18 protein-coding genes are annotated in these 18,347 nt (G+C 43.1%); 15 read left to right on the top strand and 3 right to left on the bottom strand.

Features of this window, described 5'->3' with window-relative positions; genetic code table 11:
* Nucleotides 1-216, top strand: a 216-nt coding sequence (locus tag B2866_RS08555; RefSeq protein ID WP_296192816.1) for an IS30 family transposase, incomplete at its 5' end; no start/stop codon positions are given.
* Between the two features lie 164 nt (nt 217-380).
* Here B2866_RS08555 and B2866_RS08550 read toward each other — a convergent pair.
* Nucleotides 381-1,448 (bottom strand): maleylacetate reductase, encoded by a 1,068-nt coding sequence (locus B2866_RS08550; protein WP_296192813.1) that lies wholly within the window; start codon nt 1,446-1,448, stop codon nt 381-383.
* Nucleotides 1,449-1,501: 53 nt separating this feature from the next.
* Nucleotides 1,502-2,419, bottom strand: a complete 918-nt coding sequence (locus tag B2866_RS08545; protein ID WP_296192810.1) for a LysR family transcriptional regulator — start codon at nt 2,417-2,419, stop codon at nt 1,502-1,504.
* A 187-nt stretch (nt 2,420-2,606) separates the two neighbouring features.
* On the opposite strand from B2866_RS08545, the gene B2866_RS08540 reads away from it, so the two are divergent.
* From B2866_RS08540 to B2866_RS08475, 14 genes are all read left to right on the top strand, one after another.
* Nucleotides 2,607-3,779: a muconate/chloromuconate family cycloisomerase gene (locus B2866_RS08540; protein ID WP_296192809.1), complete on the top strand. Its 1,173-nt coding sequence runs from the start codon at nt 2,607-2,609 to the stop codon at nt 3,777-3,779.
* 42 nt (nt 3,780-3,821) lie between these two features.
* A complete protein-coding gene (gene catC, locus B2866_RS08535) occupies nt 3,822-4,112 on the top strand; it encodes a muconolactone Delta-isomerase (RefSeq protein ID WP_011513602.1) in 291 nt (96 codons plus the stop codon).
* A gap of 99 nt (nt 4,113-4,211) precedes the next feature.
* Nucleotides 4,212-5,135 (top strand): catechol 1,2-dioxygenase, encoded by a 924-nt coding sequence (gene catA, locus B2866_RS08530; protein WP_296192806.1) that lies wholly within the window; start codon nt 4,212-4,214, stop codon nt 5,133-5,135.
* A gap of 128 nt (nt 5,136-5,263) precedes the next feature.
* Complete coding sequence (gene benA / locus B2866_RS08525; RefSeq protein ID WP_296192803.1) at nt 5,264-6,649, top strand: benzoate 1,2-dioxygenase large subunit; 1,386 nt, start codon at nt 5,264-5,266, stop codon at nt 6,647-6,649.
* A gap of 61 nt (nt 6,650-6,710) precedes the next feature.
* Nucleotides 6,711-7,208 carry a benzoate 1,2-dioxygenase small subunit gene (gene benB, locus B2866_RS08520; protein ID WP_296192800.1) on the top strand — a complete coding sequence of 166 codons (498 nt, stop codon included), beginning with the start codon at nt 6,711-6,713 and terminating at the stop codon, nt 7,206-7,208.
* 65 nt (nt 7,209-7,273) lie between these two features.
* Nucleotides 7,274-8,290: a benzoate 1,2-dioxygenase electron transfer component BenC gene (benC, locus tag B2866_RS08515; protein ID WP_011513598.1), complete on the top strand. Its 1,017-nt coding sequence runs from the start codon at nt 7,274-7,276 to the stop codon at nt 8,288-8,290.
* A 59-nt stretch (nt 8,291-8,349) separates the two neighbouring features.
* The gene (locus B2866_RS08510) at nt 8,350-9,129 is read left to right on the top strand and encodes a 1,6-dihydroxycyclohexa-2,4-diene-1-carboxylate dehydrogenase (protein ID WP_296192798.1); all 780 of its coding nucleotides are present in this window, start codon (nt 8,350-8,352) and stop codon (nt 9,127-9,129) included.
* Between the two features lie 75 nt (nt 9,130-9,204).
* On the top strand, nt 9,205-10,434 hold the full coding sequence (gene benE, locus B2866_RS08505; protein ID WP_296192794.1) for a benzoate/H(+) symporter BenE: 1,230 nt from the start codon (nt 9,205-9,207) through the stop codon (nt 10,432-10,434).
* Between the two features lie 111 nt (nt 10,435-10,545).
* Complete coding sequence (locus B2866_RS08500) at nt 10,546-11,235, top strand: 3-oxoacid CoA-transferase subunit A (protein ID WP_238052631.1); 690 nt, start codon at nt 10,546-10,548, stop codon at nt 11,233-11,235.
* Between the two features lie 59 nt (nt 11,236-11,294).
* Nucleotides 11,295-11,960 (top strand): 3-oxoacid CoA-transferase subunit B, encoded by a 666-nt coding sequence (locus B2866_RS08495; protein WP_296192786.1) that lies wholly within the window; start codon nt 11,295-11,297, stop codon nt 11,958-11,960.
* Nucleotides 11,961-11,977: 17 nt separating this feature from the next.
* The gene (pcaF, locus tag B2866_RS08490; RefSeq protein ID WP_296192821.1) at nt 11,978-13,216 is read left to right on the top strand and encodes a 3-oxoadipyl-CoA thiolase; all 1,239 of its coding nucleotides are present in this window, start codon (nt 11,978-11,980) and stop codon (nt 13,214-13,216) included.
* 54 nt (nt 13,217-13,270) lie between these two features.
* Nucleotides 13,271-14,053, top strand: a complete 783-nt coding sequence (gene pcaD, locus B2866_RS08485) for a 3-oxoadipate enol-lactonase (protein ID WP_296192782.1) — start codon at nt 13,271-13,273, stop codon at nt 14,051-14,053.
* A gap of 279 nt (nt 14,054-14,332) precedes the next feature.
* Nucleotides 14,333-15,697 (top strand): MFS transporter, encoded by a 1,365-nt coding sequence (locus tag B2866_RS08480; RefSeq protein WP_296192818.1) that lies wholly within the window; start codon nt 14,333-14,335, stop codon nt 15,695-15,697.
* Nucleotides 15,698-16,004: 307 nt separating this feature from the next.
* Entirely contained in the window at nt 16,005-16,538 is a 534-nt protein-coding gene (locus B2866_RS08475) for a DUF2058 domain-containing protein (protein WP_296192779.1), read from the top strand.
* Between the two features lie 156 nt (nt 16,539-16,694).
* On the opposite strand, the gene B2866_RS08470 is transcribed toward B2866_RS08475, so the two are convergent.
* Nucleotides 16,695-18,194: an aldehyde dehydrogenase family protein gene (locus tag B2866_RS08470; RefSeq protein WP_227514997.1), complete on the bottom strand. Its 1,500-nt coding sequence runs from the start codon at nt 18,192-18,194 to the stop codon at nt 16,695-16,697.
* Nucleotides 18,195-18,347: the final 153 nt, after the last annotated feature.

Genomic DNA, 18,347 nt, shown 5'->3' with positions numbered 1-18,347 from the left:
CATCTGGTCGCGGATGCGATGGTATTTATGCTAACTTCAGTGAGACTACACGTTAAGACGATTACGTCTGACAATGGCAAGGAATTTGCGGATCATAAAGCCATTAAGCAAAGACTCTATAGGGGGTTCTACTTTGCTGATGCTTATGCCTCATGGCAACGAGGAACAAACGAAAATACCAATGGCTTGATTAGAGAGTACTTGCCTAAAGGATGAGACTTTAGACAAGTATCTGATGATGAGGTTCAGAACATCGAAGACAGGTTAAACAACAGACCAAGAAAGCGTTTGGGGTTTAAAACGCCAAACCAAGTGTTTTATTCCATTAATTAGCGTTGCACTTGGTGTGTTAATCTAGGACATAAAACCCATAATGATACTTAAGCAGGCGGTAAACCTTTATAAGCTCTTTGTAATAAGCCTTCTAGTTCATCGTAATTGTATTCACGAGGATTATAATAAGGACTGTCACACACCATCCTTGCCACATCAGCGGGACCCTCTTCAGGTAAACCGATATCTTTTAGTGCCAATTCAATACCTAGAGACTGGTTTAGACGGTAAATTGCCAAGCCAACTTCTTCACGGCTGCTGACGTCCAAAGCCTCTGCCAGTCTATCCATCGCTTCAATATCAGCGTTACGATTGTAGTGTACTGAATACGCAAGCGTAATGGCATGTGCTTGCGCATGCGGTAGGTTAAAAGTGCCACCTAGGGTATGGCAGATTTTATGGTGAATGGCCATACCAACCGAACCAAGACAAATACCCGCAAGCCATGCACCATAGCTTGCTTTTTGGCGGGCTGAAATATTGGTGAGCTCTTTGACAATCACAGGCAAGGAAGACTTTAATGCTTTGATAGATTCAATCGCCATCAGGCTGACGATTGGGTTTTTATCCTCAGCATATAACGCTTCTACAGCGTGCGTCATAGCATTCATACCTGAGCAAGCTGAGATTTTAGCGGGTAATGCTTGGTTTAGCTTCGGATCATAAATCACTACCTTAGGTAGGACATGACTGTCTTTGCCAGTGGTTTTTAGATTGTTTTTGGTCAAACCATAAATGGCTGTCATCTCGCTACCAGCATAGGTAGTCGGTATGGCAACGATAGGTAAATGTGTTTTTAAAGCAATTATTTTGGCAAATCCAATTGTAGAGCCGCCGCCCAAAGCCAGACAACAATCAATATCACTCTCTTTGGCAAATTCTACTGCTTTATTCGCCACTTCAACTGGCACATGCATGACAGCATGCGGATACACGCCTGCACAGATTTCTTGTAGTTCTTTTGCCAATTTACGACCCGCTTCTTCTTGACCAGGTGTCGTAATCACTAATACCTTATGATAACCATGCTGAAGTAATATATATTTGGTTTCAGCTGACTTTCCCACGCCAAAATGAACGTCAACTGGTAAGGCTTTATAATGAAATTCTTGCATAAAATTATCCTTTTATGAGTTCATATTAGGATTCTTAATGAGTGCAGAGTCTCTCAAATTTGCTCACGCTTATAATCAAACCCTTCTTTATCGTAAATCTGATAAGTCACCTCCAACAATGTTTTTAATAGCTCTGATTTGTCAAAGTGTCTCACACTCATGACGATAGGCGAGGTTAAAAGCCCGTCCTCGAAAGGAATATAAGTCACTTCCTGACTCCGCAGATGCTCAAGCGTTTTTGGTACGATAGTCAAGCCCTCACCTGCTGCTACCAATCCCAAAGCAATATGCAACTCACGTACCTCAGTAAAATAGTTTGCTTTTAGATTGCGTGCCTCAAACAACTCTAAGACATAGTCAATAAAACTAGGACGAGGTGCCATCGGATATAACAATAAGTTTTCATTGGTTAAATCCATTAAATTAATACTTTTTAGCCTCTCTTGTGCCAAACGATGTTTAACAGGAACAGCTACAACTAAGCTCTCCTCTCTTAATAGTAATCGCCTAATAGAAGCGTCTTCGAATAATAACCTTCCATAACCAACATCTATTTTACCCTCTACCAAGCTTTGTGTTTGCTGCCAAGAGTTTAATTCATATAACTTAATTTCTATATTTGGATAGACCTCTCTGAAGCGCGCAATCACTTTTGGCAATATGCCATATAATATCGACGATACAAAACCTATAGAGAGTGAGTTGTCAAAACTGCCTTTACGAAAAGTCATAGCACGCAGATCATCTGATTTCTTTATTATCTGCAGCGCATGATCATAAAAAAACTCGCCAGCTTCAGTAAGTTTTAAAGGGCGATTGTCCCTATCAATGAGCGTGACACCTATCTCTTCTTCTAACTGTCTTACCTGACGGCTTAACGGTGGCTGTGAAATAAACAAACGCTCTGCTGCCTTATTAAAACTTTTTTCCTCTGCCACCGCTACAAAATAGCGTAAATGTCTCAATTCCATTGAATGTTATTCCTTGAGTGATCTATAAGCTTATCGATACCTAAAGAACATAACATGGTGCGGGTTGGTTATCAAAATACCTAAAAGGTATTAATAATAGACTAAATGGGTCTTAGACATGTCGTTATACAGCAACTATAGTTCTTATTAAGCATAAGGAAGCAGCATTAACTTAATAGGGACTGTTATGATTCGTTCAATTAATACTTTATTGGTACCGATACCTACTATAAGAGCTCATAAGCTCGCTTGTACCGTTATGAACGAACAAGTTCTGGTGTTGGTGCACATTCAAACAGAAGATGGCTATGAAGGTTGGGGCGAAGCAACCACCATTGGCGGTCTAAGCTACGCAGAAGAAAGCCCTCATAGCATCAAGACTAATATCGACACCTACTTTACGCCTCTGTTATTAAAAGAACAGCCTACTAGCCCAGCAAAAGCCTTGCAGCTGCTAAGTCTTCATATCAATGGCAACCGCTTTGCAAAGTGCGCGATTGAAACTGCCCTACTCGATATCGAAGGCAAACGCCTAAACCTACCAGTAAGTGAGCTGATTGGTGGCCGTGTTCGTGACCGTATCGAAGTGGCATGGACGCTTGCCAGCGGCAATACAGCGACCGATATCGCCGAAGCTAAGCGTATGATTGAGCAAAAGCGCCATCGCATTTTTAAATTAAAAATCGGTAGCAATCCGATTATTGATGATGTTGCCCACGTATTGGCTATCAAAAAAGCGCTGCCTGATTGCCGCATTACAGTTGATGTTAACCAAGCATGGACAGAGCTTGAGGCAATGCAAGGTATTAGCCTATTGCAAGCTGGCGGCGTTGATTTAATAGAACAACCTGTCTCAATGCGCAATAAAGCCGCCCTAAAACGCTTAACCGAACATTTCGATGTGGCCATTATGGCGGATGAAATTGTCCAAGATCCTCAGAATGCCTTTCATTTAGCAGCAGATCATTGTGCTGACGTCTTTGCCGTGAAAATCAATCAAGCAGGCGGATTAAAAGCAGCATGCTTAATCGGACAAATGGCACATCTAGCAGGTATCGAGCTCTATGGTGGCACCATGTTAGAAGGTCCTATCGGTACGGCCGCATCCGCCCATGTATTCTCAACCTATCCCAGTTTAAATTTTGATACAGAACTTTTTGGTCCTTTACTATTAACCGAAGACGTTTTAGTACAGCCTCTTGATTATCAAGATTTTGGTTTAAATGTACCTATGGGCGCAGGTCTTGGTATCGAAGTAGATAGCGATAAAGTCTATCACTACGCCAATCAAGCAATCAATAATTCACTTAAATCATCGAAGCCGCAATTTGCCACTAATGCTCAAACTGAAATACTGTAACAGCTAAAAAAATTACCCGTCATCAAATATAAGGAAATAATTATGTTATACCACGTCAGAATGGATGTCTTAATCCCAACAGATATGGACGCCGACAAGGTCAACGAGCTTAAAGCCACCGAAAAAGCATTATCACAAAAGCTCCAAGAGCAAGGTAAATGGCGTCATATTTGGCGCATAGCCGGTCAGTACTCTAACTTCAGTATCTTTGATGTTGAGAGTAATGAAGAGCTACACGACATTATGATGTCATTACCGCTCTATCCGTACATGAAGGTTGAAGTGACACCATTGTTACGTCACCCATCATCTGTTCGTAGTGATGACAGCTAAATCAAGACAGTACAGCTGATGTCAGAATCTATAAAAACTGAGTAAGAATACTCACTGTAATTACCCCTTAATAAAACAGTCCTCAACAAGGAGAGAGACATGGAACGCAGCCAAATTGAAGCATTAGCCACTCAGTTCATCAAAGGCAAAATCGACTTCCCTGAGCAAGTTAATCCACGCGTACAAGAGATTGTCTTGCGTATCGTTACCGACCTTATGCAAACCATTAACGACTTAAAAATCACTGCCGATGAATATTGGTCTGGCGTTGAGTTTATCGGTGATTTGGGCAAAGAAGCTGGTTTATTATCACCAGGCTTGGGTTTCGATCACTTCATGGATTTAATGATTGAAGAGGATTTAAAAGCAGCCGGTCTTGACGGTGGTACTGTACGTACTATTGAAGGTCCACTCTATGTCGCTGGTGCGCCAGAAGAAAAGGGCTTTGCGCGTCTAGATGATGGTACTGACCTTGACAATGGTACCGTGCTATTTATGCAAGGCACTGTTTATGGTGAAGATGGAAAGCCTATTCCAAACGCAAAAGTTGAAGTGTGGCATGCCAACAGCTTAGGTAACTACTCTTTCTTTGATGAATCACAGTCTCATTTCAACTTACGTCGTAGCATCATTACCGATGAAAACGGCAATTATGCATTCCGCAGCATCGTTCCGCTAGGTTACTCGGTACCACCAGAAGGAATGACGCAAAAAGTATTGGGCGCGCTAGGACGTCACGGTCATCGCCCAGCTCACATTCATTTCTTTGCCAGTGCTGACGGTCATCGCAAACTGACCACGCAGATTAACATCGATGGCGATGAGTACCTATGGGATGACTTTGCTTTTGCAAGCCGCGAAGGTTTGGTACCAGAGGTAACGATGGTCGAAGATGCGGACAAGCTAAAAGAAAAAGCGCTTGATAAGCCTTACGCAAGTATCGACTTTGACTTTCATTTAGTAAAAGACATTGACCAAGCTATACAAGGCAGCGAAGTAGAACGCCGCCGTGCTCAAGGTTAATGAGCACTCATATTAAATAGCATTAATTAATAACGATTAGCGACTTACGTTTGATATGTCCTCAGTTGTCGTATCAAACGTTAGCTTCTAATCTCATTTTATACCGTCATTATACAAGGAAGGCAGCCATGAGCGAGCGTATCAATCTAGTACCTGAAGGATCAGACATCACTATTGATGATTTTTTAGAAGAGAACAGTGAAAAAGGGATTTATCGCCTGCATCGTAGCGCCTTCACTAACGAAGAGTTGTTCGAGCTTGAGATGAAGTACATCTTTGAAAACAATTGGGTGTATTTGGCTCATGAGTCTCAAGTTCCTGATAACAACGACTACTACACCTCATACATTGGTCGTCAGCCTGTTATTCTTGCCCGCAATAAAGAAGGCGAGCTGCATTGCATGATTAACTCATGCTCACATCGTGGTGCACAGCTCTGCCGACATAAAAAAGGCAATAAAGCCACTTACACCTGCCCATTTCATGGTTGGACCTTTAACAACTCAGGTAAGCTGCTTAAAGTTAAAGACCCAAGACATGCAGGCTATCCAGAATGCTTCAATAAAGAAGGCTCACACGACCTAAAACAAGTAAAGATGGCCAATTATAAAGGCTTTATCTTTGCCAGCTTAAATGATGATGTGCAGCCAATCGAAGAATGGCTTGGCGGCTCTACCAAAATTCTTGACATGATTGTCAATCAGTCGCCAGAAGGTCTAGAAGTTCTACGCGGCACTTCCACCTATACCTTTGATGGTAACTGGAAACTGCAAGCTGAAAACGGTGCCGACGGCTATCATGTCTCAGCCGTCCACTGGAACTACGCTGCTACTACTGCACGCCGTAAAGAAACTGAAGCGGTCAAAGAAGACAATATCAAAGCCATGAACGCTGGCAAATGGGGTCGACAAGGCGGTGGGTTTTATTCTTTTGAAAACGGTCACATGCTGTTATGGACACAATGGGAAAACCCACAAGATCGTCCAAACTATGCCTATCGCGATGATTATATCGCCAATTACGGTGAAGCCATGGCGGACTGGATGATTGGACGCTCACGTAACTTATGCCTATATCCGAACGTTTACATTATGGATCAGTTCAGCTCACAAATTCGTATGCTCCGCCCGATCGCGGTTGACAAAACTGAAGTCAGCATCTGGTGTATCGCACCAAAAGGCGAAAGCGATGAGGCACGTGCACGCCGTATTCGTCAGTATGAAGATTTCTTTAACGTTACTGGTATGGCAACACCTGATGACTTAGAAGAATTCCGCTCGTGTCAAGAAGGTTATAACGGTATCAAGCTTGAATGGAATGATATGTGCCGAGGCTCTGAGCATTGGATTCAAGGGGCAGATGAAGGCGCGGCCGCTATTGACCTCAAACCTTTAATGAGTGGTGCTAAAACTGAAGATGAAGGACTATATACAGTTCAACATCGCTACTGGCATGAAGAAATGAAAAAAGCGCTAGAGCAAGAGCAGCAGCTACACGGTGCTAATAGCGACTAATACATGTTTATTATTACTCTGTTATTTATTGTAGAACTGACAAAAAATAAGGATATCAATCATGAAAAATGCAACTGTTCAAATTGAAGACATTAGACAGTTTCTATACCGTGAAGCGCGTTTATTGGATGAGAAAAAATGGGAAGAATGGCTCACTTATTACGATGAAGACTGTCCCTTTTGGATGCCAAGTTGGGATGATGATGGTCAGCTCATCAGCGACCCACAACGAGAAATCTCGCTGATTTATTATCCGGATCGCCGTGGTCTTGAAGATCGTATCTTCCGCATCGAGACTGAGCGCTCATCAGCGACCATACCTGATACGCGTACCACGCACAATTTATCGAATATTGAATTACTCGAAGACAATGACGGTATTGTGACGGTACGTTTCAACTGGATCAACAAGTCCTTTCGCTATCACGAGACCAATACCTATTGGGGTTACTCTCAGTACAAAATAGACATGACTCAAGACCAACCAAAAATTTTGGATAAGTATGTGGTCTTAAAAGACGACTATGTGCATCAAATCATGGACGTCTATCACGTCTAATCATTATTCACTCATTATTTAGCCACTAGCTTTTAATTAATACGTGTTGAAAAGGGATATTTCTCATGGAATATAATATTGCTCTACAGTTCGAAGACGGCGTCACAGGCTTCATCAAATGTGAAGCCGACGAAACCGTCGCCGAAGCCGCTTATCGTCAAAAATTCAATATCCCTGTGGATTGCCTAGATGGTGCTTGCGGTACTTGCCGTTGCCATTGTGAATCTGGCAGTTACGACATGCACCCTGATATGTATATCGAAGATGCACTGACAGAAGCTGAAGCTGCTGAAGGTTATGTACTCACCTGTCAGATGATTCCAGAAAGCGACTGCGTGATCAAAGTACCAACCTCCTCTGAAGCCTGTAAAGTCGGCAAGTCTGTATTCAAAGGCAAACTACAACAGCTGAATGTACTGTCAGAATCTACCATTCACTTTGGCGTCGAAGTCGACAATCCAGATGCACTAGTATTTTTGCCAGGCCAGTATGTCAATGTCAGTATTCCTGACTCTAACGAGACACGCTCCTATTCATTTAGCTCTATACCTAGCGCCAATCAGGCCGAATTTGTCGTCCGCAATATTCCTAATGGCAAGATGAGTACCTTTTTATCTGATACTGCGACTATAGGTCAAGAGATTAATTTTGAGGGTCCATTTGGTAGCTTTTACCTGCGCCCTCTAATCCGCCCGACCCTATTTCTAGCAGGTGGTACTGGTATCGCGCCTTTTTTATCGATGCTAAAAAGTTTAGAGGTGTCTGGTGCTCATCATCCTGTCAGGATGGTCTACGGCGTCACCAACGACTTTGATCTTATAGAAGTTGAGAAACTAGAAGAAGTCAAACAAAACCACCCTTGGTTTGACTACCGCACCTGTGTCGCCACTGAAGACAGCCAGCATGAGCGTAAAGGCTATGTTACCGGTCATGTTGATAATGAGTGGCTGAACGATGGTGACGTCGATGTCTACTTGTGTGGTCCGTTAGGGATGGTGGATGCGGTGAGTAACTGGTTAGACAGCAGCAATCTAAAACCGAGTAATTTTTACTATGAAAAATTCACGCCCAGTGAACAATAACGTAGCCTAGCCGTATTACTCTACTAGCAAAGCATGAGCAAGATTTTTAGGAGACTGTCATGAGTAAAAGATTTGATAATAAAGTATGTATCGTTACTGGTGCCGCCCAAGGCATCGGACGCGGAGTCGCTTTACGTTTGGCAAGCGAAGGCGGAAAAATCGTCATGGCAGACTTCTCTCCATTAGTAGAAGAGGTGCTAGCTGAAATCATCACTAACGGTGGGGATGCAGTTACTATTCAAGCTGACCTTGAAACCCATCAAGGTGCTAAAGAGGCTATTGATAAGGCACTTGATAGCTATGGGCGTATCGATATATTGGTCAACAATGTCGGCGGCGCAATATGGATGAAACCTTTTACCAGCTTCTCTGAAGCAGAAATCCAAAAGGAAATCAGCCGCTCATTATTTCCAACATTATGGTGTTGTCATGCTGTTTTACCAACCATGGTCAAACAGCAATCAGGCACTATTGTTAATGTGTCCTCTATCGCTACTCGCGGTATTAACCGCATACCCTATTCGACAGCGAAAGGCGGCGTGAACGCCATGACCGCATCGCTCGCTTTTGAGTATGCAAACGATGGTATACGCGTGAATGCTGTGGCAACTGGCGGTACTGAAGCGCCGCCCAGAAAGATTCCACGTAACGCCAAACCATTAACTGATGATGAAAAATCATGGATGAATGCGGTGGTTGATCAGACCATTGATCGCACCTTTATGAAACGCTACGGCACGATTGATGAGCAAGTCAATGCCATCTTGTTTTTAGCATCCGATGAGTCTTCTTATATTACTGGTAGTACCATTCCTGTGGGCGGTGGCGACGAAGGCTAATAATAAATCTGCCAATTAGTAGCATGCATCTTAATTTGCAACCCCGTAACGAATGCTAATTTGCAAGGAAGCAATATGGCCTCTGTAATCCAAACCTTAAAAAACGACTGGTCGCTATCCGCATCGGTTGCAGGGTTCTTAGCGGTTCTTATTTCTTATGCGGGTCCTTTGATTATTTTTTTTCAGGCCGCACAAGCCGCACAAGTTTCAGATGCCATGATGGCGTCTTGGATTTGGGGTGTCTCCATCGGTGCTGCCATTCCTGGTATTTATTTATCTATTAAATATAAAACACCGGTTATTACAGCATGGTCCGCCCCTGGTACCGCTTTACTGGTTACCCTATTTCCACAGATGAGTATTAATGAAGCTGTCGCCGGTTATATCATCTCAGCGATTGTCATATTTATTGTTGGAGCGACCGGTTACTTCGACAAAATATTAAAATGGATTCCTAACGGTATTGCCGCTGGCATGATGGCAGGCATCCTATTTCAATTCGGCTTAGAATTATTTAAAGCCACTGATAGCATGCCATTTATCGTCTTTAGCATGCTCGGTTGCTATTTATTAGCCAAACGCTTTTCGCCGCGCTATACGATGATCTGGGTATTGATATGCGGTGTTATCTTAAGCGTCTTACTTGGCAAAATGAACCCTGTCCATTTCGATTTAGCCGTTACCATACCTACTTTTATTGCACCTGAATGGTCATGGAACTCAACGTTTAACCTCGCTATACCACTCATCCTTGTGAGCTTAACTGGCCAGTTTTTACCGGGTATGGCTATTTTAAATCTTAGCGGTTACGACACGCCAGCCAAGCCTATTGTGAGTGTCGCAAGCCTCGCCTCGTTAGCAGTTGCATGTGTTGGTGGTATCACTATCGTACTTGCCGCTATCACAGCCGCGCTTTGTACTGGTAAAGATGCGCATGAACTTAAGGAAAAGCGCTATATCGCAGGTGTCGCTAATGGCATCTTCTATTTATTTGGCGGTTTATTTGCTGGCAGTATCGTGATGGTATTTAGCTTGCTTCCAAAAGAGCTTGTCGCGGCACTCGCCGGCCTTGCGTTAATCGGCGCCATTTCTGCCAATATCACCATTGCTATGAAAAATGATGAGCAAAGAGATGCAGCGTTAATTACCTTTTTGGCGACAGCATCGGGTATGAGCTTTTTGGGATTAAGCTCTGTGTTTTGGGGCATTGTTATTGGCATGATTGCTTACTATATTCTGACCAAAAAACGCCTACTACCAACACCATCTATCTCATTAACGACCTCTAATAATGAAGCCAATTAATAATAACTCGCTTACAAAAAAATTAAGTAGTGTCAGAGTAATGACTCAACCTGTACACCGCTTATCAATCTTAAAGATACTACCTCATATGACTTTTTATAGGATATAAACATGATTAATAAAGCAGATAAAAATATCACTGACGTACTCAGTCAAATTAAAGACGGAGCCACCATTATGATTGGTGGCTTTGGCACAGCAGGTCAACCTGCTGAACTGATTGATGGCCTTATTAATTTAGGCGTAAAGGATTTGGTCATCATTAATAATAATGCCGGTAATGGCGATCACGGCCTTGCCAAGCTCTTAAAAACGGGCGCTGTGCGTAAAATCATTTGTTCTTTCCCGCGTCAATCGGATTCTTGGGTATTTGATGAGCTTTATCATGCTGGCAAAATTGAGCTGGAGCTAGTACCACAGGGTAATCTGGCTTGCCGTATTCAAGCAGCAGGTATGGGACTCGGTGCGGTATATACGCCCACAGGCTTTGGCACTTTACTCGCAGAAGGTAAAGAGACTCGAGAAATCGATGGTAAAAACTATGTCCTTGAATATCCGATCAAGGCTGATTTTGCTTTAATTAAAGCTTCTAGAGGCGATCGTTGGGGCAACTTGGTATACCGCAAGTCTGCACGTAACTTCGGCCCAATCATGGCAATGGCGGCTGATATTACTATCGCCCAAGTCTCCGAAACGGTTGAGCTTGGCGCGCTTGATCCTGAGCACGTTATTACGCCGGGTATCTTTGTGCAGCATGTGGTGCAAATTCAGCCTGCTAGCACTGAATATGCTAGCGCTTAACTTTCTAACACAGCTACTACAGCCACCGCTTAATACTGCTAATTATAAGGATCATAATCATGAGCCATACTTCCTACACCGTTTTGACCCGCGATCAAATCGCCGAGCGCGCTGCACAAGATATTCCAGATGGTGCCTATGTCAATTTAGGCATCGGACTACCGACCAAAATTGCAAAATACCTACCGGATGATAAAGATGTATTTTTGCATTCAGAAAACGGTTTACTAGCTTTTGGACCACCACCTGCTAAAGGTGAAGAAGATCCCGAGCTGATTAATGCCGGAAAAGAGTACGTTACCATGCTTGATGGCGGTAGCTTCTTTCATCATGGCGACTCCTTTGCCATGATGCGTGGTGGTCATATCGATATTTGCGTATTGGGTGCGTTTCAAGTGGCTGAAAATGGTGATCTAGCCAATTGGAGCACCGGTGCGACAGATGCAATACCTGCTGTTGGCGGCGCTATGGACTTAGCCGTCGGTGCCAAAAAAGTCTTTGTGATGACCAATCACACCACCAAAACTGGCGACCCTAAAATCGTTAGCAAGCTTACCTACCCTGTGACTGGCAAAAAATGCGTGGATCGTATTTATACTGACTTATGTGTCATTGACGTCACTGATAAAGGTTTGGTCGTCACTGAAATGGTCGATGGCTTAAGCTTTGCGGACTTACAAGCATTGACTGGTGCGACATTAATTGATGCTGCAAATTCAAAATAATAAAAAGGACAAGGATGATGACTGATTCAACCACTGGTTTAAATAATGCTTATATTATCGATGGCATTCGCACCCCTTTTGGTCGCTACGGCGGCGGTCTAGCCCCTGTACGTGCCGATGACTTAGGTGCTATCCCTATCAAGGCGCTAATCGAACGTAATACCAATGTCGATTGGGTACAAGTAGATGACGTTATTTACGGCTGTGCTAATCAGAGCGGTGAAGACAACCGCAACGTCGGACGTATGTCGTCGTTACTAGCTGGCTTACCTTATCAAGTGCCTGCCACTACCGTGAATCGCTTATGCGGCTCGTCAATGGATGCGTTAGCGATAGCGGCGCGCGCGATTAAAGCGGGTGAAGCCAACCTTATTATTGCAGGTGGTGTTGAGAGCATGAGCCGTGCGCCATTGGTAATGGGCAAGTCAGATCAAGCGTTTAGTCGTAGTCAAAAGCTCGAAGATACCACGATGGGCTGGCGCTTTATCAATCCAAAGCTTGATGAGCTATATGGCACGGAAACGATGCCGCAAACCGCTGAAAACGTCGCAGAGCAGTTCAATGTCAATCGCGCTGACCAAGATGCATTTGCATTACGTAGCCAACAACGTACCGCAGCGGCGCAAAAGGCAGGATTTTTCAAAGATGAGATTACTCCAGTCAGCATCCCGCAACGCAAAGGCGATCCTGTCACCGTCGATACCGACGAGCACCCTCGTGCTGATACCACACTTGAGAAGTTGACCAAACTGCGCCCTATCGTCACCTCAGATGGCACCGTGACGGCTGGCAATGCGTCAGGTATCAATGATGGCGCAGCGGCTTTTTTAGTAGCATCAGAGCAAGCCGTTAAAGAGTTTAATCTAAAGCCGCGTGCACGTATTGTTGCCTCAACTACAGTAGGTGTTGAGCCGCGTATTATGGGCTTTGCTCCAGCACCGGCGATGAAAAAGCTGCTTAAGCAAACTGGACTGTCACTCGATGAGATGGATGTCATTGAATTAAACGAAGCCTTTGCCGCCCAAGCTCTCGCTTGTACGCGTGACTTAGGGTTAGCTGATGATAGCGAGCGCGTCAACCCTAATGGCGGTGCGATTGCCCTTGGTCATCCACTCGGTGCCTCAGGAGCACGTTTAATCTTAACAGCACTCAATCAACTTGAGAAAACTGATAAGCGTTATGCCATATGCTCAATGTGTATTGGTGTTGGACAAGGTATCGCGATGATTATTGAGCGGGTTAATGACCAAGCGTGATACTCATCCCTACATATGCCTTCAACATTTTAATCCTAAATAAGGATGCTTAGTATGCCCATATTTAATAACCAAGAAATTGCCCTAAACTATGCCACTTTTGGCGATAAAAGCAACCCCGCTCTACTATTATCCAACTCCTTAGGTACCAGCTATCATATGTGGCAGCCGCAAATCGATGCCTTACAAAACGATTATTTTATTATCTGCTACGACACCCGTGGCCATGGTAAGTCTTCCGCACCAAAAGGTCCTTATAGTTTCGATCAGCTTGGACAAGATGTGATTGATTTTCTTGATCATTTAAACATTGATAAAGCATTTTTTTGTGGCATCTCTATGGGCGGCATGACTGGTCAATGGTTAGCTATCAATCATCCTGAGCGCTTCCATCACTTGATGCTATGCAATACCGCCGCAAAGATTGGTAATGAAGCGGCTTGGGTAGATCGCGCGCAATTGGTACGTGAGCAAGGACTAAAACCTATCGCCGCTACCGCTGCTTCGCGTTGGTTCACAGCAAGTTTTATCGACAATTATCCTGATGTCGTTAAAGCATTATCTGATGCTCTCGCAGCTGGTAGTAGCGAGGGTTATGCCAGCTGCTGTGAGGCATTATCTGTCGCTGATACTCGCGAGCAGTTAAAGAACATCCGCGTGCCTGTCACAGTGCTTGCAGGTTCTGAGGATCCAGTGACAACGGTTGCCGATGGTCAATATATGGTCGATCATATCCCCAACGCTACGCTTGCGACTATCGATGCCTCGCATATTTCAAATATTGAACAGCCTAAAATTTTCAATCAGTTTATCAAGCAATACCTGCAAGATGAATAAGATTACGAATATCAGCAGATTTTCTAGTAATAAAAAAACCTTCTAATCACTTAGAATTTAAATATTCATTCAGTTTAGAAAAAAGCACCTATATATCTTTTAGATATACAGGTGCTTTTCTTTTCTATTTTTTAGCGTATATCACTGCTCTTTATTAAGCTCCATCAAATATCCATACCTTATAGGTATAAATTAATACTTAGATGGTTTTTGACTTACTTGATAGAAAACAATAACTTAATAAATACTTATAGGGATATTACCCACGGAGAAAAAAGAATGGACTCACCTACCTTAAACATAAATAGGGTTATTGATGAAGCTAAATTTGCACCTTTTCACTGGAAGGTGTTATTTTGGTGCTTATTGATTATTATCTTTGACGGCTATGATCTTATTATTTATGGCGTAGCTTTACCTTTACTAATGGAAGAATGGTCATTAACTGCCGTACAAGCAGGCTTTCTTGCCAGTGCGGCGCTTTTTGGTATGATGTTCGGTGCTATGATTTTTGGAACGCTGTCAGATAAAATTGGCCGCAAAAAAACAATCATGATTTGTGTTGGTTTATTCAGTAGCTTTACTTTTTTTGGTGCTTTTGCTAGCGGTCCAATGCAGTTTGCGGCTTTGCGCTTTGTCGCAGGTTTAGGTATTGGTGGCGTTATGCCTATCTGCGTGGCGCTAACCTCCGAATATGCGCCAAAACGTATCCGCAGTACCTTGGTTGCTGTAATGTTTAGTGGCTATGCCATTGGTGGTATGGTATCGGCATTACTGGGTTCGTTTTTGGTGATAGATTTTGGCTGGGAGATTATGTTTTATATCGCCGGCATTCCAATGCTACTTTTACCAATTATTTGGAAGATGTTGCCTGAATCCTTAATGTATTTGGTAAAAGAAAAACGAGATAAAGAAGCCAAAATTATTGTTCAAAAATTGGCACCACAAGAAACGATTACCACTTCTACCAGCTTGCTACTGGACGAGCCAACCAAAGGCGATGATGCACCAATTAAAGCTTTATTTATGAAAAATCGTGGCTTTACAACTATTATGTTTTGGGTTGCTTTCTTTATGTGCTTACTGATGGTATACGCTCTGGCTAGTTGGCTGCCAAAACTAATGATTCAGGCTGGTTACTCACTAGGGGCTAGCATGCTGTTCTTATTTGCACTCAATATTGGTGGCATGGTGGGTGCTATCGGCGGCGGCGTACTGGCTGATAAATTTCATCTTAAACCTGTCTTAGCCATCATGTTTGCGTTGGGGGCCGTGGCTTTAATACTACTTGGCTATAACAGTCCTCAGATAGTATTATATACTCTAATAGCGATTGCAGGCGCTACCACTATTGGCTCACAGATACTACTCTACACCTTTGTCGCACAGTATTATCCGACGACTGTACGAACAACAGCCATGGGCTGGGCATCAGGTGTTGGTCGTATTGGTGCTATCGTAGGTCCTATATTAACTGGAGCATTGCTCACGCTCGAACTAAGCCATCAGACCAACTTTTTGTTTATCGCGATACCAGGAGTAATTGCAGCCACTGCTATTTTCCTGGTAAATTTGAACGCAGCAGTAGATAGCAAAAAAAGCAAATTAACAGCCGTTAATTTAGATACACCTATAGCGACCTAAATCTAACTTAAGCTCTATTTTTATTTCAAACTTATATGGCTTTTAGCGTATTCACAATGTGGGTACGCTTTTTTGATACTTGGAATGAAAGGTTTGTCCTCTCACGTTAAACATAATGAGATAATTCTTTATACATAATTATTTTTTATCAAGAATTTTATACGTTAACGTTAGGACATATTGAATAATTTTCACCCTACACTGTGACATGACTGCGCAAAATTTGTTACCATAACTTTTTAAAAGTCTACAATTTAGATAATTTCAGATTTAGGCAATTTCACTTAGGTACTTAGGTAATATAGACATGGCCAAAAACGCCCTACAAGAACAACTCTTAAAAGCTGGATTGGTTGATAGCAAAAAAGCCAAAAAAATCAGCAAACAGTCGCAGCATGCCAAGCGTACTGGTGACGCCTCAAACCTTGAAGCCAAAAAAGCCTTGGCAGAAGCTCAAGCCAAAAAAATAGAAAAAGACCAAAAGCTTAATCAAGAAAAACAGCAGCTTTTAGAAGAAAAGACGCTAAGAGCCAACGTCATTCAGATGATTAAGCAGCACCAGATTACAGAAACACAGGGTGACATCACTTATCAGTTTGTTGATAATGGCAAAATTAAAAAGATTTATATCACCCAAAAGCTCTATGATCAAATCGTAGCTGGTCATGTGGTGATTGCACGCCTAGAAGACGATTATGCGCTGCTCCCTCGTCCACTAGCTGATCGTATCAACTCTAAGCTCGAAGGTTTCATTGTGGTGTCAAATGACAAGTCAGAGGTCGAGCTGGCAGAAGATGATCCTTATGCCGCTTACGTCATTCCAGATGATTTGATGTGGTAATCTATCATCTTATGGCTAAGCATTAACCAAAATCCCCTGTATAGAATATCTATAACAGGGGATTTTTATTAGCGAGATAGAAAAATACTCTAAGCGCAGCAAAGCATGATGATTAAAATGACAATGATTAAAATGACAAGGCGCTAAAAACAGCAATTATGACGGTAGTAAAACGTGCTTACTCTTCTGATAAGCAGACAAGCCATCAGCACCCAACTCGCGACCAATGCCACTTTGCTTAAACCCGCCCCAGCCTGCTTCAGGTACTACAATTTGCTGCTCGTTAACCCAAATATGACCAGCTTGAATTTGTAGCGCCATCTCTAACGCTCCACTTTCATTAGCACTGACAATAGTTGCTGCCAAGGCATACTTACTATCATTGGCAAGTTCAATCGCCTGCGTATCGTCTGCAAACGTGGTACTGACCAATACTGGTCCAAATACTTCTTCTGTCCATAACTGACTGCTTACTGGTACATCTGTATAAATAGTTGGCGTTGCAAAATATCCTTGACGGTCTAGTATCTCGCCACCTGTTAGGCAAATAAGATTTTCATCAACTGCTATATCGATATACTTTTTGACTTGCGCATGTTGTTGCGCGCTAACCAATGGACCCATTTGCGTATCGACAGCAAAACCATCGCCTATTTTTAAGCTTTCTGTTTTTGCTTTTAATGCCGCAAATAACGACTGGGCAATGTCTTGATGGACGAGCAGCCTTGAGGTCGCAGAACAAATTTGTCCAGCATTGGTAAAGATACCACCGACGATTAAATCACAGGTATAATCAATATCAGCATCTGCGCGCACTACAATAGCGGACTTACCTCCCAGCTCTAGACTGATATCCTTGACACCTGTTGCTGCTTGGCGCATTACTTTTTCACCGACGACATTACTGCCGGTAAAAGACACTTTGTCAATCAGCGGGTGGCTGGTCATTGCCGCACCTACTTCTGCTGCGCCCGGTAGGATATTGACCACCCCTTTTGGCAGCTTAATAGTAGACAATATATTGCCCAGCATCAACTCTGGTAATAGTGTCACCTCTGATGGTTTGAGAATAACTGTACAACCTGCCGCCAGCGCTGGCGCTAGTTTCCAAGCGGTGGTGACCATCGGAAAGTTCCAAGGCACAATAAGGGCGCAAATACCGACCGGCGCATAGGTTTTTAATAAGCGGATACCTGTCTCGTTTGTAGCAACCTTAGACCAAGTCGCCTGCTCGATGATAAGATTGGCATAATAGCGATAACAAGCAATGGCGTCGCTCACGTCTATTTTCGCCTCTGCAATCGGCTTACCATTATTCAATACCGACAGCCCAACCAGCTTATCAAACTGCTGCGACATCGTATCTGCAATCGCCTGCAGATAGCGCGCGCGCTCATCAACACTGGTTTGCGACCAAGTTGCATAAGCGCGAGATGCGGCATGAGCGGCGCTTTCTACCTCTGTACTATTGCACAAATGAGTTTTTGCAATGACCTCGCCAGAGTTTGGATCATATAAAGCATGTTCATCTACTGAATCAGATGCTGCAATCGTGACCCAATCACCCTCTATGTAGGCAGCATTTAACCTAACTTCATTTTTCATGCTTTGCTGAGCGGCGGCTCTCGTTAAAGATAAAGAATTGGTCATTTCCATGATGATTAGTTGCCTTATATTGTTTAATAAAGTTGTCTTTACGCTAACTGTTCGCTGCTTTTTTAATGCCAAATGATGGTTGTAATCATGACTAGGGCGTGTCTTCATTTTAAAAATGGTGATAAAAATGAGATAAATTGCAGTCAAACAAGG

Source organism: Psychrobacter sp. UBA3483 (genome assembly GCF_002377905.1).
In the GTDB taxonomy this organism is placed as follows: domain Bacteria; phylum Pseudomonadota; class Gammaproteobacteria; order Pseudomonadales; family Moraxellaceae; genus Psychrobacter.
This window is presented reverse-complemented; position numbering and strand designations above follow the sequence as displayed.

Excerpts from the sequence above, each read along its gene's own strand:
- B2866_RS08550 (WP_296192813.1), bottom strand. The coding sequence starts at position 1,448 with ATGCAAGAATTTCATTATAAAGCCTTACCAGTTGACGTTCATTTTGGC.
- B2866_RS08545 (WP_296192810.1), bottom strand. The coding sequence starts at position 2,419 with ATGGAATTGAGACATTTACGCTATTTTGTAGCGGTGGCAGAGGAAAAA.
- B2866_RS08540 (WP_296192809.1), top strand. The coding sequence starts at position 2,607 with ATGATTCGTTCAATTAATACTTTATTGGTACCGATACCTACTATAAGA.
- catC (WP_011513602.1), top strand. The coding sequence starts at position 3,822 with ATGTTATACCACGTCAGAATGGATGTCTTAATCCCAACAGATATGGAC.
- catA (WP_296192806.1), top strand. The coding sequence starts at position 4,212 with ATGGAACGCAGCCAAATTGAAGCATTAGCCACTCAGTTCATCAAAGGC.
- benA (WP_296192803.1), top strand. The coding sequence starts at position 5,264 with ATGAGCGAGCGTATCAATCTAGTACCTGAAGGATCAGACATCACTATT.
- benB (WP_296192800.1), top strand. The coding sequence starts at position 6,711 with ATGAAAAATGCAACTGTTCAAATTGAAGACATTAGACAGTTTCTATAC.
- benC (WP_011513598.1), top strand. The coding sequence starts at position 7,274 with ATGGAATATAATATTGCTCTACAGTTCGAAGACGGCGTCACAGGCTTC.
- B2866_RS08510 (WP_296192798.1), top strand. The coding sequence starts at position 8,350 with ATGAGTAAAAGATTTGATAATAAAGTATGTATCGTTACTGGTGCCGCC.
- benE (WP_296192794.1), top strand. The coding sequence starts at position 9,205 with ATGGCCTCTGTAATCCAAACCTTAAAAAACGACTGGTCGCTATCCGCA.
- B2866_RS08500 (WP_238052631.1), top strand. The coding sequence starts at position 10,546 with ATGATTAATAAAGCAGATAAAAATATCACTGACGTACTCAGTCAAATT.
- B2866_RS08495 (WP_296192786.1), top strand. The coding sequence starts at position 11,295 with ATGAGCCATACTTCCTACACCGTTTTGACCCGCGATCAAATCGCCGAG.
- pcaF (WP_296192821.1), top strand. The coding sequence starts at position 11,978 with ATGACTGATTCAACCACTGGTTTAAATAATGCTTATATTATCGATGGC.
- pcaD (WP_296192782.1), top strand. The coding sequence starts at position 13,271 with ATGCCCATATTTAATAACCAAGAAATTGCCCTAAACTATGCCACTTTT.
- B2866_RS08480 (WP_296192818.1), top strand. The coding sequence starts at position 14,333 with ATGGACTCACCTACCTTAAACATAAATAGGGTTATTGATGAAGCTAAA.
- B2866_RS08475 (WP_296192779.1), top strand. The coding sequence starts at position 16,005 with ATGGCCAAAAACGCCCTACAAGAACAACTCTTAAAAGCTGGATTGGTT.
- B2866_RS08470 (WP_227514997.1), bottom strand. The coding sequence starts at position 18,194 with ATGGAAATGACCAATTCTTTATCTTTAACGAGAGCCGCCGCTCAGCAA.